This is a genomic window from Alicyclobacillus sp. TC, from assembly GCF_016804365.1.
In the GTDB taxonomy this organism is placed as follows: domain Bacteria; phylum Bacillota; class Bacilli; order Alicyclobacillales; family Alicyclobacillaceae; genus Alicyclobacillus_I; species Alicyclobacillus_I tolerans.
The window spans coordinates 512,404-536,067 of sequence record NZ_CP044434.1 but is presented as its reverse complement, the minus strand read 5'-3'; the positions used below and the strand labels follow the sequence as shown (position 1 = coordinate 536,067).

Sequence of the window (23,664 nt, the reverse complement as noted above, 5' to 3'; positions counted from 1 at the left end):
GGGTTGATTTTGTTCAATACTGCACATTTGATGGACAATGGGGTGATTGACTGACGTATCTATGTCAAGTCAGCGCCACTAATGCGCCATCACCTCCCTTGCCATAGGTTCATAAAGAACTTCCCAACCTGTCGTGTTTTGTAAAACATCATATTGGGTCGATTTGTTCAGAGACTTGAGATACAGAGACAAATGTCCATGACCAAGCGGAATTCTCTCTATCTTCAACTCCTTTATGGAATCGGGTAGCAGCGGATCGAGCGCAATCTGTTGTCGACTAGCGTTTGGACGAAGGCCAATGATTTGTTCCAAGACAAATACCGGTGTTGCAGCGGCCCAAGCTTGAGGAGAACACGAAACCGGATAAGGTACTGGTTTGGCTGATTCGGAGATTCCAAAACCAGCAAACAATTCCGGTAGCCTGTGTAAGTCAAATGCATCTTGAGCTCGCAACAGATTTTCCATGACGGCTACAGCCTCATCTCTGCAGCTATAGTTGCGCAACCCCTGCAATACTAAACAGGTATCATGCGGCCAAACCGAACCATTGTGATAACTCAACGGATTATAACGTTTCTCTTTAGAAGAAAGTGTTCGAATGCCAAAACCCGTCAGCATATCTTCGGCTGTTATTCGCGCAGCCACTCGATCAGCTTCCACTTTGGAGAGGAGCAAGCTTTGCAAAACCTGACCCATGTTGGAAGAAATCACCGCACACGGCTGCTTCATGCCATCAAGTGCCAAGGCTATACTCCCATCCGATAGAATAAATCGCTCGCGAAAACTCTTTTGTAATTCTGATGCTTTGTTCTGTAAACGAGTTGCTAACTCTTTTTCACCACGAGACATGAAAATTTGCGCCCAATCTAAGTAAGCCCGATACAAGTAAGCCTGTACTTCACACAGCGCCACTGGTCCTTCCACCAAACGACCGTCAGCGTACATAATGGAATCTCCAGAGTCTTTCCATCCTTGATTCGCAATTCCATCTTCTGCTTCTCGACAATATTCCAGAAATCCATCCCCATCGCGATCGCCATACCTTTCAATCCAGTCCAAAGCTCGATGTACATGGGGCAACAAGATTTCTAAAAGTTCTTCATCACCCGTCCAGCGCAAGTAATCAGCTGCCAGATTTAGAAAAAGAGGTGTGGCATCAACACTCCCGTAGTAAGGAGCAAAAGGTAGAATCCCCAGTCGACTGAGTTCCCCATCGCGTACTTCATGAACAATTTTACCCGGCTGTTCGTCTTTCTCTGGTCTTTCCTGAGTGCCTTGAAAATGAGCCATTGTCTGCAAAGTTCCTCGTGCTAATTCAGGATTAGCCAATAACATCATCCGTGCAGCAATTAAACTATCCCTCCCAAACGGCACCGCGTACCAAGGCACACCAGCTGTAAGCAACGTCCCGTATCCCAAATTGCTTTGAAGCATCCGCAAATCTTTCAATCCTTGCTCATACCATGCTGCAAAACGCAAATCCCCAGTAACCTGAGGAAGTTGATTGAACCATTGAGCATACGACTCGCGAATCCATCGATATTGATCCAAATCGTTTTCGGTTTGCTTTTCAGCTATGCAAGATTCACTTATGACTACTGAGTTTGTAACGGTTGGGACGATCTCAATTTTCACTTTGAGGAACAACTCGACCTGTTCTTGATGCAAAAGTCGTATCTTACATTGATAACGGCGTGCAGTCGTTCCATTCTTTTCAGGCAAAACATTCACTTGCACGCTATGATTTGGATGTGCATCCAAAGTGACATGAGTACGGGTAATACGTCCATCTCTAGCAGAGTATTGATAGCTGCAAGCAGTCTTTTCTGTCACAACCTGTACTTCTCTTTGAAATGGTGTATCTTTAAAACCGCGCACTTCGAACATATCGACAAAATCCGCATCGACCACATAACCCACATTGATTTCCAGCGGATCGAGAGCATAATTCTTTATTTTCACATGTTCATAGAGTCCAGTCGCATCTACCCACTGATGCCGTTCTATCCATAAAGATTCTCTGGGAATCGACGAAATATCTGAAGGCGGTGTATTGGTATACCAGTAAAATATTTCATAACCATTTTCTGATAATTTATCCAGCATGATGTGTACTTCAGGGTCCAACCACCAATCGAAACGTGACAGAAACCTCGTGTCTCGCGAATAAAGTCCGTGGTGACCTTGACCCTGCGAGTTTCGTATAGTTGTACCTTCTTGACCGCATACCAGAAAAACATCGTTCTCTTTTAAAACAACATCATTCAAAGCAAAAGCTCCTTTCCTGTGCAGAAATGGACAGGTTGTTTGCAAACATAAACCAAATCGTTTTCGGAACCATAGACAACACGAACTCTATCTCAGGAAATTGGCTTACGAACTTTCCCTGATGACCAGTGACGGTGGTAACAGCCGACCACCGGGTTCTTCTTGACGAAGCAACATTCCCATCAACATATCAGCGGCTGCAACGCCCATCTCGTAACGCTTTTGAGCGACAGTGCTGAGCATGGGAGTCACCCATTCGCCCAAATCAATATTGTCATAACCTAAAACTGCTATATCGCCCGGCACCTTTTTACCCATCCGCTGAATGCAGCGCATTCCGCCAATAGCCATCAAATCACTAGCGTAAAAAATGGCAGTCATTTCAGGATGATTTTGCAGCAATTGACGAGTTGCTGTTTCACCTCCATCAACCAAGAAATTCGAGTGAATGATCCAGTCTTCTTTTACTTCTAGGCCGGCTTCCTGCATGGCCGTTTGATAACCACGCAAACGATCAACACTGACAGCAGCTTGAGCATGCCCGTTAACAAATCCAATCGAACGATGCCCTTGGGATATGAGATAACGAACACCTTGCCTGGCACCGTTGATATTGTCTGTCATGACGTATCCGCAATAACGGCTGAGAATGGGCAAGTCAATCCCTACAGAAGGCAGTTTAGCTTCTGCAACTTCCTGCATGTATGGATCATCAAGCCGCATCCCCATAACAATGACTCCCTCCAAACGACGTTCAGTACAGAAATCGATATAACTTATCAGGCGCTGACGTGCTGTTGTGGTACTGACTAATGTAATATCGTAGCCTAGATAGGCTAGTCTGTCGTGCACCCCGGCTATGACATCAAAGAGAAAATGATGTCCACCAGGATTGACGTTGAAATCTGAAATCATCAAGCCAACACTTTGTGTCTGCTGCAGCACGAGACTGCGAGCAACCCGACTCGGTCGATAGTTTAGACTTTCAGCGACTTGCAATATTTTTTTCTTTGTTTCCTCACTAACATCCTGATAGCCGTTAAATGCGCGCGAGACTGTGGTGATGGATACACCTGCCTGCCGCGCCACATCTCTAATGGTCACTGTCATTAAATGAACACACCCAAATGAAAAATGAATAGCAATGAAAGCGTTATCCACACTATACCCAAAACGTTTTGGTTTGGCAATATAAAAATGATATAATTATCAGTAAAATTTGTGGTCACATTCATTTTCCTGAATAAAAAATAGAGGCCGATGCTACTCAGCCTCTCAACATCGATTCAGAGCTAGAAATTGTTTTTGATTTGTGGCTGAACCAGGTCAGTGTACAGATTGGTTTACTCTAGACTTGGCTCCCATTGAAAATCTATTTCTTCTTGCGCTTTTTGAATCACTAGGTTTTCATCACCAGGCATAAGTCGTTTGCCGCTTTTGAGAATATAACGAAGCCAAGAACCCGCCATCCAGGATGTTAAGAGTGCCAGCATAACCAGTATGGCGAAAAAATCTTGATTAATAATACCTAATGAGTAAGCCACAGTTGAAAGCACAATACCCGGCCCCCACGAGCATTCATCGCCGCGGCAAAATTGAAACTGGTTAACTTATCTATACGAATGATCCGACAGGTAAAATAGACAACCAGTCCTTGCACCAGTGTGGCAAAGATCAGATAGAGGATGAAGAACCCAAAACTGAAGTTTTTCGCCAAATCCAACTGCATCCCAACGATGGCAAAAAACAATGGAATAAAGAAACCATAGGAAATCCCCAGAACCCCTTCTTCTAACTTTTTAAAAAGGTTTTCAGGAAGACTGAATTTAGTGGCAATACCCGCTAATAGAGCCCCATACATCACATCTACTTGTAGATATCCGGCAATAGCAGACAGCGCAAAAAGAATGACAAGAAAGTACCCTAAAAAGGAAGCCCGAAATAGCAAATTAGCCCTTTTTGAAGTCAATTTGCGCAGTGCCCAAGGTAAAACCCCAATGCAGACCACCAGAAAAGCCAATGTTATAACCAGGCTTTTGGAGACCATCCAAACATTGATTGCACCTGTTGAACTGACATGTCCCCCCGTTACCATACCGGAAGCGATTGCCAAAGCCACCCAGAGAATAAGGTCGTGTATACCAGCAATGGCAACAATGATTTTAGCGAAACGGGAGTGCATTATACCGAGATCGCTAAAAATTTTGGAGATGACTGGTATGGAAGTTACAGCTATAGAAATGGCGACGATGATTTTTAAAGCGATAACATTGTGATCGGGTCCTTCAAACTGAGACGGATTGAACACGAATGTCGACAACCAGCCAACCAGAAAGGGTATGATGGTCGATCCGACAATAATCGCTAATCCAGTCTTAATATCTGACTTCGCAAATCGAGACTGAAATTTCAATCCTGCGGTGAATAACAGCAAGATGGTTCCTAATTGATAAATAAACCCAAAAAGATCGCTTTCCGAATGAAAGCCGAGATAGAGCCAATGAAAACTAGCGGGAAACAAGGTACCAAAGCAGGTTGGCCCCAGTAATAAACCACCTGCGACCTCTCCAATCACTCTTGGAATGGCGAGTCGTTCAGCTACGTAACCAAGAAGATTCGCGGCTGCCAACAGGAGTACCATAGCGAACAAAAAACGCGTCAAATCTGCTCCAGCCAAACTAAACACTTGTTTTTCCTCCTTCATACGATTTGGATGCCTATTCAACAGGCAGCTTGACATACCATATGCAGGAATGGAAAAACAGTCCAAGACGTTTGCCTGTCCTGAACGCAGTTAGACGTTGGGTTACAGCAATTTACGCATATGTACTTATGCTTGCAAAATATAAAAACCCCTACAAATTTCATAAATTTGTAGGAGCTATTATCCTATAGAGGCGGTTAAGGTGGGCTCCATCACCTGTTCAGTTCATTTTGTATTACATTATATAGTGAATGCAGAAAACAGAAACGGCAAATGCCATCATTTTCGTCTCTATTCCAATCTCAAGAATGCAACTACACTAAACAAATTTTCGTTGTGTGCGCTTGCCATCACAGCTAAAAATCACTTCCCGCCCTTCCACTACAGTAGCCAAATGGCAGGTCCTTCCCCACAATTGATACAAATAGGGAAGTGTTTTTTCTAACTGTTTTAAATCGAGTTCCACACCTTCATACGCATGGCGCAAGAACAATTCTCCATTTCTCTGATAATCTCCGTCTTCTACAAGAATGACGGGAATTCCCCCATTCAGACGCGAAGCACATAGCGCGTTGCGAACTTGCTCGTAATCTGTTTCTACAACCCGGTACTCATTGCCTACTTTTTGATAAAGATAGAGATCGAGTTGCTCCATCAATTCCTTCGTCAGATAATTGCGCAGAAAGGAAATGTCATTTTCCATCTCGCGCACTTCAAACATTTTTTCCCGACCAGCCGAACCGAGTCCTTCACTTGCTGTTGAAGAAGGTGTTTGACGTTTACTCCATCTTTTTTCAATATCCTCCCAAATTGCCAACCCCACGTAATAAGGATTAATGGTTGTACGGGAAGGAAGAACTACCCCGGCATGCATCTTGGCAAATTCAATCGAATCTTCCGGCAACAAATCCATCTCACGCATAATTCGCAAATGCCAGTATGTTGCCCAACCTTCGTTCATAATCTTGGTCTCCATTTGCGGCCAAAAGTAAAGCATTTCGTCTCTTAAAATAGAGAGCACGTCCCGTTGCCATAGTTTGAGTACAGGACTGTGTTCTATTAGGAAGAGCATGATATCTTTCTGCGGAAGAGGAAAACGTGTACTCTGTTCCTCGACAAAGGTACTTTCTATTTGTAGCTCGTCGCCAATTGTCCACAAATCATCATAGTCCGATCTTTTTTTAGGCGGTCTATCTTCAGAGTACAGCCCGCGTCTTTCTCTATCCTTTTGTTCACGCCACTCCCTACGATATCGACGTCCAGAAATCGAAGCGTCCACATGCTCTTGAAGAGCTAGACCAGCATCCAGCAAAGATTCCACCGTACCGCGTCCATACTGAAGTTCATATTGGCGAATGCGTTCAGCAGAAATCGACATACGTTCCACCATATCACGAGGTGTATGAGCAAACATGGCATTATTTTTAAAAAAATCACAATGCGCTAACACGTGAGCACAGACAGTTTGATTTTGTAGCAATGTATTTCCTTCCAGCAAAAACGCATAGCAAGGATTAGAATTGATAACCAACTCATAAATGCGACTCAAGCCAAAGTCATATTCCAAACGCAATCGATGAAATATTTTGCCAAAGCTCCAATGCGAAAACCTAGTTGGCATGCCATAGGCGCCGAACGTGTAGATAATATCTGCAGGACAAATTTCATAACGCATTGGATAAAAATCCAGCCCGCATGTACGGGCTAATTGGGTCATAGACTCGATGCTTTTTTCTAATTTTTCAATTTCCTGAACGTTCAAGCAGTATTCCCCTCCTCCGGAGCGGCCGAAAAGAATGCACGCAGTGCACGATAGACATCCGATTTCTCACGAATGACAAACTTTCGAAAGAGTGGATTCTGCATTTTACTGTATGCCGACATGAGTGTCGAAGAGCGAGCATAAGCGTTTACTTCAGCATAAGCAAACATCTGCGAGAGTTTACAGATTTCTTCTACTCGTTTGATACATTTCTCATTGTCAGATGTGAGATTATCACCGTCCGAAAAATGGACAGGATAAATATTATAAGAACCGGCAGGATAGTCCTGTTGAATGATACGTAGCGCCAAATCATATGCGGAGGAACAAATGGTTCCACCGCTTTCACCCTTGGTAAAGAAATGTTCCTCTGATACTTCCTTTGCTTCCGTATGATGAGCAATATAACGGATATGCACATTCTCATACTTCGTACGCAAAAACCGAACCATCCAAAAGAAGAATGTCCGCGCAGCATATTTTTCAAACAATCCCATTGACCCCGAAGTATCCATCAGCGCCAAAATAACCGCATTGGAATCTGGCTCAATGGTGTCTTCCCACGTACGAAAACGCAAGTCGTCTGGACGAATCATCATTTTGTCCGATCCGTTTCGAGCACTATGCCGAATGGCCTCCAATAATGTACGGCGTTTGTCAATATTGGACATGAGGCCATTTTTCCGGACGTCTCGAAAATCCACATCCGTAACCTGAATATTTTCATTCGATTTAGGTACAAGATTCGGCAACTCCAACTCAGCGAAAAGCATTTCTTCGATATCTTCCAAAGTCACGCCAGCTTCTTCGTAGTCAACGCCTTTCCCATCCCCCGCCCCTGACTGATCCTGACCTTGGCCAGGCTGACCGTTGCCAATCACATCTCCAACCTGGGAACCACCTTTGCCAGTTCCCGGTTGTCGATTTTTCGAATAATTGTAGCGAATACGGTATTCTTCCAACGAACGAATCGGGATTTTAACAATCTGCCGACCATCGCTCATGATGATGCCTTCGTCACTGATGAGATCGGCAAGATTATTTTTGATGGCCTCCTTGACCTTTTCCTTATGACGTTCTTGATCTTGTTGCCCTTTGCGATGGAGCGACCAGTCTTCTTTCGAGAGCGTGAATGATTCATTCGACATCGTCTCCACCCCTTGCCAGCCAAATTTGATTATCGATTCAAAAGGGAGCCTGTATAACGGAGCAACTCATTGGCACAAACCGGACAATAACCATGTTCGTCAATCAAGCGGGCCGTCACTTCATTGACCTTTTTCAATTGTTGTTCATCTGGAGTTTTACTGGAAGTTGTGATTTTAACAACGTCCTTTAAATCACTGAAAAGTTTTTTCTCAATCGCTTCCCGAAGGCGTTCATGAGAATTGTATTCAAAACGCTTGCCACGTCGGGCATATGTCGAGATGCGAATAAGTATTTCTTCTCGAAAGGCTCGCTTGGCGTTTTCCGAAATACCAATTTGTTCTTCTATAGAACGCATGAGCCTCTCGTCTGGGTCAATCTCTTCACCCGTCAGTGGATCTTTGATTTTTTGCCAGTTACAGTAGGCTTCCACGTTATCCAAATAGTTGTCGAGCAATGTCTTCGCAGATTCTTCAAAAGAATAGACAAACGCTTTTTGCACTTCAGTTTTAGCCATTTCATCGTACTCTTTGCGAGCAATAGCAATAAAATTTAAAAGTTTTTCTCGATCTTCTTTAGAGATGGAAGCGTGTTGATCGAGACCGTCTTTTATGGCACGCAACACGTCAAGAGCATTGATACACTGTGTATCCCGGCGAATCAGGGCTGTGGAAATCCGATTGATGATATATCGTGGATCAAGACCCGACATTCCTTCATCTGGATATTCTGCTTGCAACTCCTTGACATCTGAGTCTTTCATGCCTTCCACAGCCTGCCCGTTGTAGAGATAGAGTTTTTTCAGTAAATCCATACCCTGTTTTTTAGAATCCTTCAGCCTTGTCAAAATGGAAAAAATCGATGCTGTTTTGAGGGTATGGGGCGCAATATGAACTTGTGAGAGATCACTAGCCTTGATTAACTTCTCATAGATTTTCACTTCATCGTCGACGCGCAGGTTATAGGGTACAGGCATGACAATCATCCGTGATTGCAGTGCTTCATTCTTGCGATTGGCAACAAAGGAACGATATTCAGCTTCATTCGTATGCGCCACAATCATTTCGTCCGCAGATATCAAAGCGAAACGGCCTGCTTTAAAATTCCCTTCCTGAGTCAGACTGAGCAAATTCCATAGAAACTTCTCATCGCATTTGAGCATCTCCTGGAACTCCATTAAGCCCCGGTTTGCTTTGTTCAATTCACCGTCAAATCGATACGCGCGCGGATCACTTTCTGATCCAAACTCTGTAATAGTGGAAAAATCGATACTCCCCGTCAGATCGGCTATATCTTGCGACTTAGGATCAGAGGGGCTGAAGGTACCAATGCCTACTCGACGTTCTTCGGAAAGCAATACACGCTCAACTGGGACGCGATCGACCTGTCCTTGATATGTTTCTTCAAGCATGAGACGGCAACTGGGACAAAGATTGCCCTCAATTCGTACGCCATACTCTTTCTCAAACTCATCACGCAGTTCTTGGGGAATGAGATGTAAAGGTTCTTCGTGCATGGGGCACCCGGAAATACCATAGAGTGCGCCTGCATCCGTACGCGAATACCTTTCAAGTCCGCGTTTGAGCATGGTCACAATAGTCGATTTACCTCCACTGACGGGTCCCATGAGAAGCAGAATTCGCTTGCGTACGTCAAGACGCTTAGCGGCTGCGTGGAAATACTCTTCAACCAGACGCTCCAGCGTTTGTGACAGACCATACATTTCACGTTCAAAAAACAGATAGACGGGACGATTGTCTGCCCCCTGTTCAATTCCGGCAGCCACTATCATGTCATAAATACGCGCATGAGCGCTTTTGGCAACAGAAGGATTGGAACGGACAATTTCTAAATAATCAGAAAACGTACCTTCCCAGCGGAGTGCTTCTTCTTCCGCCCGGTAACGACTCAATCGATCGAGAAAATTCACGCAAATCCCCCCATCTGTCTTCTTCTTGGTTACCTGACACAACCTGGAAGGGCGCGTCTACCGGAATGGTTTATCCTATTCCGGTAGAACTTGACCCAATTCGCCGAAGTATCACCAAGAAGAAAAATGGGCGGCGTCAGCGGGTAGGTTGCCACCATGTCAAAGCGTCAGGGAGCAATTTCTGCCAAAATCCCCAAATATGATTACCTGGCGCTTCCTTATAAGTAATGTCCATTCCCCGCTCTTGCAGCAAATCGCGCATTTGCCGATTGTAGGTTAAAAAATCATAGACACCATTCGGTGTCGTTGCCTCCGCCTCTTCATCACCTACCACCATATAAGCGCGATACTCAGATAGATCGGCTACCATGCGCAACGCCTCTTGTACACTCGGAAAGTAGGCGCCAGAAAAAAGCATGAAGTGGCGAAACAAGGAACGTTTATGCAGCATCATGGAGAGTGTAGCGACTGCGCCAAGCGATATACCCGCCATAGATCGTTGTGCCGGATCGACCGAATAATGTTGTTCGATTTCTGGTATGCACTCATCCAGTACAAATTCGCAATAAGCTTCGTGTCGAGTGCCGTCCATAGCGTAGTCTTGATTTCTTTGTTGCAGATTGACTGCAATTCCAGCAATCAGCACTGGTTTGAGACGACCTTCGGCAATCAGTTGTTGAGCAATCGTGGCTACACGCCCGTGTGTAAAAAACTCCAGTCCATCATGACAGTAAACAATTGGATACGCCGTATGCGTGTCATAGTTGGGGGAAGATAGACCTTGACTGTGCGCTCCTCACCAAGAGCACGACTCTGCCATACGTGAGCTTCTATCTTGCGTGATGTATCCATGGGCAACTCTCCTTTGTTCAAACGGCTGCTGTACCTACACTGTATCAGAAAAAATAATTCACGTTATATAACAGATAAATATCGGATTTTTATGTGACTATCGCTACTTTGTAACAAGTGTATTATAATGAATTTGATTCTGTATCACTAGTGCGATGCTCTCTGACATGCAATGGCTCTCTCTTAGGCCGTATGCCTGGGCAAGCAAAGCTTCAAACTGAGGATTGAATTTCACTTTGACGAATGAGGTGAAGAATGTGAGCACAACTGTCAAGGAACGTTCTGTCCCCTACGTTCAAGTATTGGATGAGAACGGTAAAGTTGTTGACTCTAACCGACTGCCCAAACTGAGCGATGAAGAGTTGCGTGAAATCATGCGCCGAATGGTCTTTACACGAGTCTGGGATCAGCGCGCTGTGCGTCTGACGAGACAGGGAAGACTTGGTTTCTACGCTCCAGTCGCTGGTCAAGAAGGTTCCATGATTGGCAGCGAATTCGCTACAAAGAAAGAAGATTTTATCATCCCTGGTTATCGTGATGTGCCCCAATGCGTATGGCATGGCTGGCCATTGCATCAGGCATTCCTCTATTCGCGCGGACATCAGTTGGGTGGACGCATTCCAGAAGATGTTAACGTCATGATGCCGCAAATCATCATTGGCGCACAAATCGTCCAAACCCCAGGCATTGCCATGGCCTTCAAACTAAAAGGTGAAAAACGAGTGGCTATCACTTACACCGGTGATGGTGGAACATCGCAAGGTGATTTTTATGAAGGCATGAACTTTGCCGGAGCTTTTCAATTGCCTGCTGTTTTCATTGTTCAGAACAATCAATTTGCCATCTCTGTACCCGTCTCTTTGCAGACAGCGGCTGAAACACTGGCGCAGAAAGCGGTTGCCGCTGGTATCCCGGGCATCCAAGTGGACGGCATGGACGTGCTTGCCATGTACAGTGTCACCAAAGAAGCGGTCGATCGCGCTCGCAACGGTGATGGTCCAACAATGATCGAAGCAGTGACATTCCGCTACGGCCCACACACCATGTCAGGAGACGACCCCACTCGTTATCGCAGCAAAGAAACCGAGTCGGAATGGGAAAAACGCGATCCTCTGATTCGCTTCCGCACCTATTTGGAGAGCAAAGGGCTGTGGACTCAGGAAGATGAAGAACGAGTCATGGAAGAAGCCAAAGATGCTATCAACGACGCTTTGAAAAAAGCGGATGCGGTAGAAAAAATGACAATTCCAGGATTACTGGAGAGCATGTTTGAAACGCCAACCGCTCCTCTGAAACGGCAAATTGCAGAATTCAGCGGTCAGGAGGGAAACTAATACTATGGCGCAATTAACAATGATTCAAGCGATTACAAATGCACTCGACAATGAGTTAGGTTTAGATGAAAAAGTGCTGGTCTTTGGTGAAGACGTTGGTCACAATGGCGGTGTCTTCCGTGCTACAGATGGATTACAGGCCAAATATGGTAAAGATCGTGTCTTTGACACACCTTTGGCTGAATCTGGTATTGCTGGTTTAGCAAACGGGCTGTCCACACAAGGTTTTCGTCCGGTTGCAGAAATCCAATTCTTTGGATTTGTCTTTGAAGCGTTTGACCAAATCGCTTCACAAACAGCGCGTATGCGTTACCGCTCTGGCGGCCGTTACAATTGTCCCGTGGTTTTTCGTGCGCCTTTTGGTGGAGGTGTTCGGACCCCAGAACTCCATGCTGACAGCCTTGAAGGTTTGTTTGTTCAAACCCCTGGCATCAAAGTTGTTATTCCGTCCAATCCATACGATGCTAAAGGCTTACTGATATCAGCTATCCGTGATAACGATCCGGTACTGTTTCTTGAACACATGAAATTGTATCGCTCGATACGTCAAGAAGTTCCAGAAGATGCGTATACCATACCGCTCGGCCAGGCAAACGTAGTGCGTGAAGGTAAAGATATCACCATTGTCACCTATGGGGCTATGGTTCATACGGCACTTAAAGCAGCAGAACAATGGGCAAAGGAAAAGCAATTGGAAGCTGAAGTGATAGATCTGCGCACCATTAGTCCTATTGATTTGGATACAATTGTAGCCTCTGTCAAGAAAACTCATCGCGCCATCGTATTGCAGGAAGCTCAACGTTCTGCAGGCGCTGGAGCAGAGATTGTAGCTCAGATCACAGAGAATGCTATTTTCCATTTGGAAGCTCCCGTTTTGCGCGTTTCACCGCCTGATACTGTCTATCCATTTGGTTTAATCGAAGACGAATGGCTCCCGACACCCGAATTTGTTATCCGCGGTCTGGACAAAGTCATGAGTCTTTAACTTTGAGGAGGTGACATGAATGGCTGTATATGAATTAAAGCTTCCAGAACTCGGTGAAGGTTTGCATGAAGGCCGCATTGCTCGCTGGTTGGTCCAACCGGGAGATACTATCCAGGAAGACGACGCGGTAGCAGAAGTAGAAAATGACAAAGCACTAGTGGAACTACCCTCACCTGTATCGGGCAAAGTCATCGAGTTGAAAGTAAGTGAAGGGACAACATCCGTGGTTGGAGATGTATTGATGACATTGGAAGTTGCTGGAGAGGGCAATGTGGACACAACAGCTTCCAAACCCCAGGAACAAGCGCCCCAACCGGAAGAAAAACCGGTAGCTGTTGCACCAGCTAATAAAGAGTCATCTACACCAGAATTATCTTCTGCACATGAAGTTCTCGCAACACCTGGAGTACGCAAGTACGCAAGAGAGCAAGGAATCGATATTCGTCAAGTTACCGGTACCGGCAATAACGGTAAAGTTACCAAGGAAGATATTGACGCCTTCAAACAAGGAGGCACACAAGTCGCTGCTTCAAAATCAGAAGACGGTCAAAACGCTCCATCAACACAGATTCATTCTCTAGACGATGGCGAGACAGAAGAGCGTATTCCGCTTACCATGATTCGCAAAAAGATTGCTGAATCCATGGCTCGCTCAGCCTATACAGCACCTCATGTGACCCTGATGGATGAAGTAGACGTGACGGAACTTGTCAAATTGCGGCAAGAGATCAAACCTCTTGCGGCCGATCGCGGCGTTAAAATTACTTATTTGCCATTCATTGTTAAGGCGTTAATTGCTGCATTGCGAAAACACCCCACCATCAACGCAGTATATGACGAGGAAAAACAAGAACTTGTGGTGAAACACTATTACCATGTGGGCATTGCTACTGATACCGATCGCGGTTTAATTGTTCCCGTAATTCGACACGCGGATCGCAAAAACATGTGGAACATTGCCTCAGAGATTGACGATTTAGCGACACGTGGGCGAAGCGGCAAATTGAGCCCGAATGAAATGAAGGGAAGCACCATCTCCATTACGAATATCGGATCGGCTGGTGGCATGTTCTTTACGCCTATTATCAACTATCCCGAATTGGCTATTTTAGGTGTGGGACGTATTGTTGAGAAACCGGTCATTCGTAATGGCGCAGTTGAACCGGCCCAAATGATGGCACTTAGCTTGTCATTCGATCACCGCATGATTGATGGAGTATTAGGCCAACAATTCCTGAACGACATCAAATCTTTCTTGCAAAACCCGCGTTTACTTTTGATGGAGGTGTAACGACATGGTAGTTGGGGAATTCAGCGAAGAAGTGGATGTTCTTGTCATTGGTGGCGGTCCTGGTGGTTATGTCGCCGCGATTCGTGCAGCTCAGCTAGGCAAATCAGTGACATTAGTAGACAAAGCGGAATTGGGTGGAGTTTGTCTCAATCGTGGCTGTATACCTTCCAAAGCTTTAATTTCAGCAGCTCATCAGTATGAAGCTGCCAAAGAATCACCTTTCCCTGGTATTCAATCGAGCGTAGAACTGGACTTCAGCAAAGTTCAAGCCTGGAAAAAAACGGTTGTCGAAAAAATGACCGGTGGCGTATCAACGCTCATGAAAGGCAATAAAATTAAAGTCATCTCCGGTGAAGCTTTCTTTACCAAAGAGAATGAAGTACGCATTATGATGGAACATGAGAGTGAACGCTTTACGTTCCAACACTGCATCTTGGCTACAGGTTCACGTCCCATCGAATTAAAATCGTTGCCCTACAGCAAGCGAGTGATCAGTTCCACAGAAGCACTGAATTTAGAAGAAGTGCCAAAACGATTGGTCATTGTGGGCGGAGGCTACATTGGTACAGAACTGGGACAAACTTTTGCTAAATTTGGCTCCCAAGTGACGATTGTAGAAGGACTCGACTCCATCCTCGCCGCGTTCGATAAACAGATGGTTCGTCTGGTAGAACGCAATTTGAAGAAATACAACGTGGAAATTCACACCAAAGCCATGGCTCAATCTGTCGAAGAGACTGATAAAGAAGTGACTTTGACTTTCAAAGACAAAGACGGCAACGAGCAGAAAGTCACTGCTGACTATGTGCTGGTTACCGTAGGACGCCGCCCCAACACAGATGACATAGGTCTTGACGTTGCTGGTATCCAAGTAGATGAAAAAGGCTTGGTGAAAGTGGACACACAAGGACGGACAACGAACTCTAAAGTTTTTGCAATTGGTGATATTGTGCCAGGAGCTGCCCTTGCCCACAAAGCCTCCTATGAAGGCAAAGTAGCTGCGGAAGCTATTGCTGGACACCCCAGCATTGTCGACTACCGTTGTATTCCCGCCGTCGTCTTCTCTGATCCGGAAATGGCCTCGGTTGGTTTAAGCGAAGAAGAGGCCAAGAAACAATATGGAGAGATTGCTGTTGGCCGTTTCCCATTTGCAGCTAATGGTCGAGCTGTTTCCCTGAATGCTGATGCCGGGTTTGTAAAAGTGGTAGCTGACAAGAAAAGTGGTGTTGTAGTTGGCGCGCATATTGTAGGCACTGAGGCTTCTAATATGATAGCTGAATTTGGATTAGCCATTGAAATGAGCGCTACGCTAGAAGATTTGGCGCTTACCATTCATGCACACCCAACTCTAGGTGAAATGGTCATGGAAGCTGCCGAAGTAGGTCTGGGTCAGGCTGTTCACGTCGTCACCAAGTAAACATTCCGCTATATCTCTTATGGAATAGACGTAAAAATTGCCATGACATTGGGATCATTAACCCATGGTCATGGCAATTTGATTCTTTATTAAGATGAAGCGTTTGCTGGGTCTGCCAAAACATCATGATATTCTGGATGTTTTTTAAACTCTGCTACGGCAAAGGAACAAACAGGAACGATTTTGAGTCCTTCATTTCTCGCCATCTCAACTACTTTCTGCACCAAACGTCCTCCTATGCCATGACCGCGCAACTGAGAAGATACAACCGTGTGTTCCAACCATAGATATCCATCCTCTGATACACGATTTGTGACATAGGCAATGGTCGATCCGTTTTCATCACGGACGATAAAATTTACACCATTTCTTTCAATTTTATCGTCCCCCCACCGAGCTACTCCATCATTCGCTTGAGACATGTTCTCACCTCCCCAGCAGTTATGCATAAAAGCGCCTTTCGAGCTATCTTTCTACTATCATCTCAGACATAGGATTCGACATATTTCCCGAGCAATAGCGTATACTGCACCATCCGACTGCAAATCAAGTAGAATGCTGCCGAAAAGAAGATCCAAACTGCTGATAATATCAAAACTTGAAGAACCATGCATACCGATCATTCAATTCGGTGCGATATATCTATAGCATTCCAGGAAACGACCATTGGCGTAGTGCCTCATAGGCCACTATGGCGACAGCATTCGATAGATTGAGAGAACGGGCATCGCGCCGCATTGGAATTCGTATCACTTCTTCACGATGAGCTTCCAACATTTCTTCTGGCAGACCTTTGGTTTCTTTACCAAACACCAGAAAATCTCCGTCTTGATAGTTAGCCTCTGAGTAATAGCGTCCTCCTTTAGTTGAAGCATAATGAAATCTACGATCGGCATATGCTTTCCATATTTCTTCCATGCTATCATGATATCGGATGTCTAAGAGATGCCAGTAATCTAACCCTGCCCTTTTAAGTTGACGATCGTCTGTAGAAAATCCCAGTGGTCTCACCAAATGCAAAACACTGCCCGTAGCAGAGCAGGTTCTAGCAATGTTCCCCGTGTTGGCGGGTATTTCAGGTTCTACCAAAACAATGTGCAACAAAACAATTCCCTCCACTTTTCACACTTCCCCTAGTTTAGCACAGGAAGAGAACAAGAGAAGAGATCCAACTATCGACAACGTACTTACACGGTTCCATCTGGAATTCTCAAAAAAAGATACTGGACACGGTCTGAATAAATGGGCGAATCGAGATAACGATAAGGACGATATTGTACATGCATGGAATGACTGTTCACAAGTGGCCTTCCTTGATGATCGAAATCTGTTACAATAGCAACATGACTGGGACGATGATTCCCATGCCAATCATAAAAAACGAGATCGCCCACGATACATTGTCTGGATTTTTCCAGTCGTATGACATTTTTACGTGAAAGCAACGAATGATAGAGCAGATGCGGCATCGTCCAGGCTGGTGCATATTCCTGACGGGCTGTATCCATCCACCATCCATGCGAATTTTTTTCACTCATACCAAGTCCTGCTGCAAACAGGCACTGAGACACATAATTGGCACTGTCGTTTTCATACTGTGCATATAGGGGATTTTGTTTCTGCCACCATAAGTCTGCGTATCGAACAGCCAATAATCGCGAGTAACCCATCTGTTTACCCGTATACCATTGCCTTATGTTGACAATATCATCCCTCATCGATACACAATGAACTGCAGGTTTGATGATGCGATTATTCATCTTACAATCCTCTTGTAACCCCAGCAGATGGTCCTCTTTCAATTGCCAGTGTTGATGATTACGCTGCCATGTCATTTCATGCTCTAACTGTCTAGCCTCCACAGTCATGGCAGGCGTAGACACCTTGGTCAAATAGACAAGTTCGTTGGCAAGAACCTTTGCAAGGCGACGATTTTCCTTAAATTGAACATCTAAAACGGCTACACAAGTGTGCGCTCGTGCCAAACGCATCCCGTCATGTAAAGTTGCCGAACGCATACGTCGCACTTCCTGCCACGCTTTCCGCCCCAATTCTGTTGCAACAGGCGCATTCCTTAGTAAATTAGAATCTTTATCCAAACTAACCCATGCTTGGTTTCGAGCAGCAAACCATGTTTGAACGGCGTGCAAAATCGCTTCCACCACGTTCACCTCACCATGGGCAGACTATGACAGTAAATCGATATTTGCTCATTTTTCATGAGAATCTCTGTTGGCTATGGTATACTCCTCTCTGGAATCCATGTCACGTCAGAAATGAATCAAATAGAAAGGGTGGACATTCATGAGCAAACCCAAAATTGCTGTCATGGAGGGTGACCAAACAGGTCAAGAACTCCTCGAACAGTCATTACGCCTGCTTGATGCTAATGTAATCGGCGTAGACGTAGAATTACATCGTTTTGATTTGAGTCTGGAAAACCGCCGCAAGACCAACAACGAGATTGTGCATGAAGCGGCAAAAGCAATGCGTGAATATGGTTATGGACTTAAAGCAGCCACGATTACGCCGGAAACAAAAGGCGACGTAGGAAGTCCCAACGCCATTTTACGAAAAGAGATCAATGGAACGGTGATTGTACGCACAGGCCGGCGTATTCCAAGCGTAGCACCGCCAGTAGGTGTATATTCACCCATCTCTGTTGTAAGAATGGCTGTTGATGACGCTTATGGTGCCAAAGAATGGCGTGAGACGGTTGATAATGAAGAAATTGCCTATCGTACTGAAAAAATCTCTCGCAAAATTTGCCGAGGCGTCGCCGAATATGCTTTTCAACACGCCAAAAGACTGAATGCTAAAGTGTTTGGTGGGCCAAAATTCACTGTTTCCCCTATTTATGAAGGAATGCTGAAAGAAGAAATGGATAGGGCTGCAGAACGTTACCCCAACGTTCCCTATGAACCTCAGTTAATTGACGCAACATATGCTTTATTGTTGGTAAAAGCAGGAGAACCTTTAGTAATTCCAGCTCTCAATCGTGACGGTGATTGTTTGAGCGATCTCGTTTTACAAATGTTTGGAACGATTGCTGGATCTGAATCTATTCTTCTTTCTTTGGACGATAATTGTAAGCCTCAAACGGTAATGGCAGAAGCTCCACACGGAACAGCTCCCAGCTTATTTGGCAAAAACGTTGCCAATCCAATGGCCATGATTTTAGCTACCGCTTCCTTGCTCGCCTATATGGAAGATAAATCTTGTCAAACAGCATCGAGAGCTATCTACGAAAGCACTCTGGAAACTGTGATGACCGGTTGTCGTACTTCTGACTTGGGCGGAGGCGCTTCCACGACAGAATTTACGGATGAAGTCATTGAACGAGTAAAAACAAAGTTAGAAGTATGGAGTACGCTTGGAGAAAGCGTATAAAACATCAGAAGCAGAAGAAGGATCTGCCGCGAAAGCATGTTTTCATGCTCCAGAAGCAGATCCTTTCTCATATTTTCCGTCCTCTATAGGTTTTTTCCGTCTCACTTCAAATCATGTTTCACAGGCTTTCCAAAAGAACCCAAATATTTTTGAACTCGTATGCTCGGGTAAAACGCCACCGTAAATAAGCCGACTAAAGGTGCGACATTGACATCTGTTCCCATACCCCCTAACACTCCAAAATCTTCCGTCCACCACCACACCAAAAAAAGGACAAGACATGAAATCCCCACCATAAGCGCGCGTGGTGTGGGCAACAAGAACAATACCGCAATAAAGAAGAAAAGGCCTATAGAAATACTATTGACTAGACTGACATGCTGAATGGCCAAGCGCATAAACATATTGATTCCCGAAGTTACCCAAGAAGGTTGACCTGCAGGCGTTTGTATCATGCTCTGAAGAGAGTTCTGCCAAGTTTTTGCTTGCCAAGCTCCATTACTAGGAATGATTTGCCATATGGCGGCCAAACCCCAAAATACAGCTAGCGCCACTCGCATAATTGAGTAAAATCGAGGATTTTCCCAGATTTGAATAGGTAATAAAAGTAAAACAGAAGCTACAACATAGAAAAGAACCGCTCCAGGCGTCCCAGACAAAAGAAAGGAACGACCCGTCGTAAAGGTATTTCCAAATCCTTCACCATAAGCCCAAACTAAAAGTCCCCAGACTATAGAACCACCTAGGGCCGTATAACCAAGCCAATTGCGCCGATTGAGCAAAAGTAAAACGCCAATAAAGAGTTGAATCATAATAGCTTCTATATTACTTGTAACCGGATTGTGGCTCCAACGTTCCATTAAAGCAAGATCCGAAGTGCGCAAAAAAGGAACTTGCGTCAGATAGGCGTTCTGAAGTATGGAACTTATAAATTGGTTTGTAAACATCATCGGTTGTGCTTGTAAAATTCCAGCCAACAGCCATAAAACGGCCATTCCGTACCAGAGTATTCGATAAGGTAACGGCGTAGCTAACCAAGAGGACTTACGATGTAACTTCTCATCCAGTTTGACAAGAGCGTCGTTTTTTAAGTTGGTCTCTACCGAAAGGTTGGTGGAAGTTTCCTGGACAACGATTTGATGAATTAATCGTCTGCCAAGTTGATAAATGAGCACTGAAAATATGGATAGGAGAAAAGAAGCCAAGAGAACATAACTCAAATATTGATATGGAGTTACTGATCCACCCATAGACATCATCTTCACCTCCTCAACTATTTCATTCATGCCTATTTATTTATTCTGTCTTCATCATATCGAGCTTAATCCTGTAAAAACAGACAAACTGTTTAGATTGTCAAAAAAACTTTAAACTTCTATGAACAAAGCAAATCCATTTCACCATTGCCTAGGATCGTTCATAGTCTGTAAGGAGTCAAACAGGCTTAAATGCCCTGGAGGTGTTCTAAGTTGAGAAAAAGACGAAAACTTGCTCCTTGGGCGGAAGCGTTGCTAGAAGAACTCATGAAACCTCCCTATTTTTTTCAAAATAAGACAGACCCATCAGGTTGGAAACAGTCTCTGTGGCCTCTGGACAAGAAGTATGAAGAGGAAGAAAAAGTATCAGAAGCAGTGCCTGTGCGTCCTGTTCCCATAGAGAAAACTGAAAAAGATGTTCGTCCAACAGCTTCTGCCCGTTCTTCGAAAGATTCATATCCAACCCATACTCCTGCCAAAGAAGCAGCGTCAAAACATACTCACCGACCTGCAGAAGCTGCTAACACCGGACATATTACCGTGATCAACAGGGAAAATAAAAGAGAAAATAAGAGAACAGCCCAACCACTTCCTCAGGTTCAACGTTCTCTCTCCAAAGCTCGTTCTTCGTCAGTTGAGCAACGTCTGGAAGGACTACCGCGTCAGGTTATTGATGCTTACACAAACGAATTCGAACGTTTGAGCAAAGTAAATGGAGTATGGAAAATCACTACACCTGAAGGAAGTTTTTCGATTAAAGAGGCGCATGTCCATCCTGCTCGATTGAAAATTTTAATGGATACACTTGAATTTGCTAAAGAGCAAGGATTTGAGGGTACTCCGAATATTTGGCGTACAAAAAACGCGGGCTACTTTGTGGAATATCAACAAACCGTTTATTACGCCAATCATTGGATAAACGGAGTTCCTGCAAATTTTACTTCACTTCACCAGTTGGGAAAAGTTGCTTATTTATTGGCTGAATTACATGAAAAAACAAGAACATACAAACAAAAAGATAAACTTCGCACCACACCTGTCGATTTACGAGCCATGATGAAGAGAAGAAAGGTGCAATTCGAACAAGTATTGAATCGAACCAGCGAATCACGTCAATCTAAAAGAATTAACGAATGGCTGCAAACTCATCGTTCATCGCTGCTTCAAGAAGCTGAAGAATCCATACAATTACTACAATCTGATGCTTGTCTCGATTATCTAAAATCCGCTACGGTTCAAGCAGGTCTCTGCCACTTAGATGTCATACCTCGGAATTTTCTCTATGACGGAACAGAAGACAGAGTCACTGCTATTGATTTTGATTTGTCTGCTTTTGCACCGCGAGTTCTGGATATGTCGCATTTGTTGCGAAGAACATTAGAATCAACTTTTTGGACCAGCGACTACGCATATAATGTTTTTGTTCAATATAATGAATGGCGAACAATGAGCAAAAGTGAATATACAACACTGGAAGCTTTACTGCGCTTTCCGCACCATATTTGGCGGATACTCGACAGTCATCTAGCCAATACAGACAATGAAATGGTATTACAACAGTTACACAACTATATGCAGCAGACGGAACGGCGCAAACAATTTCTTGATTCTTTCCATGAACAAATTCAGCAATTACCTGATTAAAAATTTCGCTTAAGAGTTGTTTCCAACAGAGGCTTGATGAAGAGCGTCAACTAATTCTTGGCGAATTTCTTCATCTTCTTCAATGGAAAGTCTCTGTTTTAGAACATCCATAGCTACCTGTCCACCAATTTGCCCCAGAGCATAAGCGGCACTCGCCCGTAACTCACGACGATGGTGATCAAGAAATGGTATGATTTCCATTAGAGCTTCTCTTGCTCGCATATTGCCAAGGGCAATCAGAGCATTACGCTGGACAGTGCGTACACCTCGCCAGCCTGCAGCACTGCGACCATATAACTTTTGAAATTGGCGCTGACTCATGCGCAAAATCTTCAACAAATCTGGATAAGCTTGATCCTTTTCAGGTTCAAAGACGGTTGCATGAGCATACTCTATATGACGATTCTCAGGACATACCCATTGACAGGTATCACAGCCAAAAATTCTTTTTCCCAACGCGGCACGATACGCCTTAGGTATAATACCTTTCATTTGTGTGACATAGGAGAGACAAGCAGTTGCCTGAATGACTCCGGGAGCAAGTAAAGCGCCTGTTGGACAAGCCTTGAGACACAAATCACAATGACCACATTGCATAGTAGGCATAGCTAATTGCTGACTCCCTTGAATAGGTATCCCTAATAAAATAGCTCCCAGAAAAACAAAACTACCACTCCCTGGAACAATTAGCATACAATTTTTACCTATCCATCCAATTCCGGCCCTTTCTGCAAGACGACGATCGACCATTGGTGATGTATCTACAATGACGCGAGCAGGAATAGACCCGCCCCACTCTTCTTCCAATAAAGCATGAAGAGTGAGAAGCTGGTTGCGCAAAACAATGTGGTAATCTTCTCCATAAACATATACAGAAGTCTGTCCATGTTGGCGCGAACGCGGATGTAACCGAGCTTCATGCAAACCCTTTTCCGTCAAATAGGCCATTGCTACAACTACAATCGATTCAGCTTCTGGCAGCCATTGACGCGGATCCATACGCTGACGAATATCGCTCACTTCAAACCCAGTCAAACCTCGTTTGGCATATTCGCTCAGAATGGGTTGCAATTCTTCAAACGGACTGGCATCGGTGGCGCCTACCGCGGCAAAATTTAGTGGACGAGCTATTTCTTGCAGCCTTTCAAGCGTCAAACTTTTCACCGCTTCGGCACCGCCTCGCGAGCAAGGGCATCGCACCGTTCATTATAAAAATCCCCAGCATGTCCTTTTACTTTCGCAAACTCCACTTGATGGCGCTCTACCTCTTGCAACAACCTCTCCCACAAATCACGGTTTTGAACTAAATCTCCTTTACTGTTTTTCCAATTATTTTTTCGCCAATTGACATACCAACGTTGGCGAAAACAATTAACCACATAAGCTGAATCACTGTATATTCGAACCCGACAAGGTTTACGCAAACAAGCCAGCGCTTCCACTACTGCTTGAATTTCCATGCGCTGGTTTGTCGTCTGCAGTTCGCCGCCGGAAATTTCCTTACTATGATTTTGATAAAGTAAAATAGCAGCCCATCCTCCTGGCCCTGGATTACCGCTGCATGCTCCATCTGTATAAACTTCTACCCAATCGTCTTCGCTGGATAAAGATAATTCCGACACTTCATTTCCCACTCCCTATTTGTCCACTCACTTATCTCCTTTTCATTATATACCGGAAAGGAA

21 protein-coding genes and 1 riboswitch are annotated in these 23,664 nt (G+C 44.6%); of the genes, 6 read left to right on the top strand and 15 right to left on the bottom strand.

Features of this window, described 5'->3' with window-relative positions:
• Window positions 1-78 precede the first annotated feature (78 nt).
• The 9 genes from FY534_RS02630 to FY534_RS14565 form a co-directional block, all read right to left on the bottom strand.
• Window positions 79-2,268: an amylo-alpha-1,6-glucosidase gene (locus FY534_RS02630; RefSeq protein ID WP_203115095.1), complete on the bottom strand. Its 2,190-nt coding sequence runs from the start codon at window positions 2,266-2,268 to the stop codon at window positions 79-81.
• A 105-nt stretch (window positions 2,269-2,373) separates the two neighbouring features.
• Entirely contained in the window at window positions 2,374-3,378 is a 1,005-nt protein-coding gene (locus FY534_RS02625) for a LacI family DNA-binding transcriptional regulator (protein WP_203115093.1), read from the bottom strand.
• A 233-nt stretch (window positions 3,379-3,611) separates the two neighbouring features.
• Window positions 3,612-3,824, bottom strand: coding sequence for a hypothetical protein (locus FY534_RS14570; RefSeq protein WP_238413634.1), 213 nt, complete (start codon window positions 3,822-3,824; stop codon window positions 3,612-3,614).
• Complete coding sequence (locus FY534_RS02620) at window positions 3,797-4,954, bottom strand: cation:proton antiporter (protein ID WP_238413633.1); 1,158 nt, start codon at window positions 4,952-4,954, stop codon at window positions 3,797-3,799. The genes FY534_RS14570 and FY534_RS02620 overlap by 28 nt, the downstream gene beginning before the upstream one ends.
• Window positions 4,955-5,136: 182 nt before the next feature.
• Window positions 5,137-5,198, bottom strand: a riboswitch (Fluoride riboswitch).
• 93 nt (window positions 5,199-5,291) lie between these two features.
• Entirely contained in the window at window positions 5,292-6,734 is a 1,443-nt protein-coding gene (locus FY534_RS02615; RefSeq protein ID WP_203115091.1) for a SpoVR family protein, read from the bottom strand.
• Window positions 6,731-7,882 carry a sporulation protein YhbH gene (gene yhbH / locus FY534_RS02610; protein ID WP_203115089.1) on the bottom strand — a complete coding sequence of 384 codons (1,152 nt, stop codon included), beginning with the start codon at window positions 7,880-7,882 and terminating at the stop codon, window positions 6,731-6,733. Before yhbH ends, FY534_RS02615 begins: the two co-directional genes overlap by 4 nt.
• Before the next feature lie 29 nt (window positions 7,883-7,911).
• Window positions 7,912-9,810, bottom strand: a complete 1,899-nt coding sequence (locus FY534_RS02605; protein WP_203115088.1) for a PrkA family serine protein kinase — start codon at window positions 9,808-9,810, stop codon at window positions 7,912-7,914.
• A gap of 136 nt (window positions 9,811-9,946) precedes the next feature.
• Window positions 9,947-10,528: an alpha/beta hydrolase gene (locus tag FY534_RS02600; protein ID WP_238413715.1), complete on the bottom strand. Its 582-nt coding sequence runs from the start codon at window positions 10,526-10,528 to the stop codon at window positions 9,947-9,949.
• On the bottom strand, window positions 10,501-10,662 hold the full coding sequence (locus tag FY534_RS14565; protein WP_238413632.1) for a hypothetical protein: 162 nt from the start codon (window positions 10,660-10,662) through the stop codon (window positions 10,501-10,503). The genes FY534_RS02600 and FY534_RS14565 overlap by 28 nt, the downstream gene beginning before the upstream one ends.
• 248 nt (window positions 10,663-10,910) lie before the next feature.
• Here FY534_RS14565 and pdhA point away from each other — a divergent pair, with 248 nt between their 5' ends.
• From pdhA to lpdA, 4 genes are read left to right on the top strand one after another with little or no spacing between them, the layout of a single operon-like run.
• The gene (gene pdhA / locus FY534_RS02595; protein ID WP_072873581.1) at window positions 10,911-11,996 is read left to right on the top strand and encodes a pyruvate dehydrogenase (acetyl-transferring) E1 component subunit alpha; all 1,086 of its coding nucleotides are present in this window, start codon (window positions 10,911-10,913) and stop codon (window positions 11,994-11,996) included.
• 4 nt (window positions 11,997-12,000) lie between these two features.
• The gene (locus FY534_RS02590; RefSeq protein ID WP_072873531.1) at window positions 12,001-12,981 is read left to right on the top strand and encodes an alpha-ketoacid dehydrogenase subunit beta; all 981 of its coding nucleotides are present in this window, start codon (window positions 12,001-12,003) and stop codon (window positions 12,979-12,981) included.
• Window positions 12,982-13,000: 19 nt separating this feature from the next.
• Window positions 13,001-14,272, top strand: a complete 1,272-nt coding sequence (locus tag FY534_RS02585; RefSeq protein WP_072873532.1) for a dihydrolipoamide acetyltransferase family protein — start codon at window positions 13,001-13,003, stop codon at window positions 14,270-14,272.
• Between the two features lie 4 nt (window positions 14,273-14,276).
• A complete protein-coding gene (gene lpdA, locus FY534_RS02580) occupies window positions 14,277-15,689 on the top strand; it encodes a dihydrolipoyl dehydrogenase (protein ID WP_072873533.1) in 1,413 nt (470 codons plus the stop codon).
• 89 nt (window positions 15,690-15,778) lie between these two features.
• Here lpdA and FY534_RS02575 read toward each other — a convergent pair whose 3' ends face one another.
• The 3 genes from FY534_RS02575 to FY534_RS02565 form a co-directional block, all read right to left on the bottom strand.
• Window positions 15,779-16,111, bottom strand: coding sequence for a GNAT family N-acetyltransferase (locus tag FY534_RS02575; protein WP_165611951.1), 333 nt, complete (start codon window positions 16,109-16,111; stop codon window positions 15,779-15,781).
• Window positions 16,112-16,331: 220 nt separating this feature from the next.
• On the bottom strand, window positions 16,332-16,790 hold the full coding sequence (trmL, locus tag FY534_RS02570; protein WP_072873583.1) for a tRNA (uridine(34)/cytosine(34)/5-carboxymethylaminomethyluridine(34)-2'-O)-methyltransferase TrmL: 459 nt from the start codon (window positions 16,788-16,790) through the stop codon (window positions 16,332-16,334).
• An 86-nt stretch (window positions 16,791-16,876) separates the two neighbouring features.
• Entirely contained in the window at window positions 16,877-17,851 is a 975-nt protein-coding gene (locus FY534_RS02565) for an amidase domain-containing protein (protein ID WP_072873534.1), read from the bottom strand.
• A 142-nt stretch (window positions 17,852-17,993) separates the two neighbouring features.
• On the opposite strand from FY534_RS02565, the gene FY534_RS02560 reads away from it, so the two are divergent.
• Window positions 17,994-19,079 carry an isocitrate/isopropylmalate family dehydrogenase gene (locus FY534_RS02560; protein ID WP_203115085.1) on the top strand — a complete coding sequence of 362 codons (1,086 nt, stop codon included), beginning with the start codon at window positions 17,994-17,996 and terminating at the stop codon, window positions 19,077-19,079.
• A gap of 101 nt (window positions 19,080-19,180) precedes the next feature.
• Here FY534_RS02560 and FY534_RS02555 read toward each other — a convergent pair whose 3' ends face one another.
• On the bottom strand, window positions 19,181-20,335 hold the full coding sequence (locus FY534_RS02555) for a hypothetical protein (protein ID WP_072873536.1): 1,155 nt from the start codon (window positions 20,333-20,335) through the stop codon (window positions 19,181-19,183).
• A gap of 213 nt (window positions 20,336-20,548) precedes the next feature.
• Between FY534_RS02555 and FY534_RS02550 the strand changes: the two genes are divergently transcribed.
• Entirely contained in the window at window positions 20,549-21,979 is a 1,431-nt protein-coding gene (locus tag FY534_RS02550) for a phosphotransferase (RefSeq protein WP_203115084.1), read from the top strand.
• A gap of 9 nt (window positions 21,980-21,988) precedes the next feature.
• Here FY534_RS02550 and queG read toward each other — a convergent pair whose 3' ends face one another.
• The gene (queG, locus tag FY534_RS02545) at window positions 21,989-23,143 is read right to left on the bottom strand and encodes a tRNA epoxyqueuosine(34) reductase QueG (RefSeq protein WP_072873538.1); all 1,155 of its coding nucleotides are present in this window, start codon (window positions 23,141-23,143) and stop codon (window positions 21,989-21,991) included.
• On the bottom strand, window positions 23,140-23,601 hold the full coding sequence (gene rnhA / locus FY534_RS02540) for a ribonuclease HI (RefSeq protein WP_072873584.1): 462 nt from the start codon (window positions 23,599-23,601) through the stop codon (window positions 23,140-23,142). Before rnhA ends, queG begins: the two co-directional genes overlap by 4 nt.
• Window positions 23,602-23,664 lie beyond the last annotated feature (63 nt).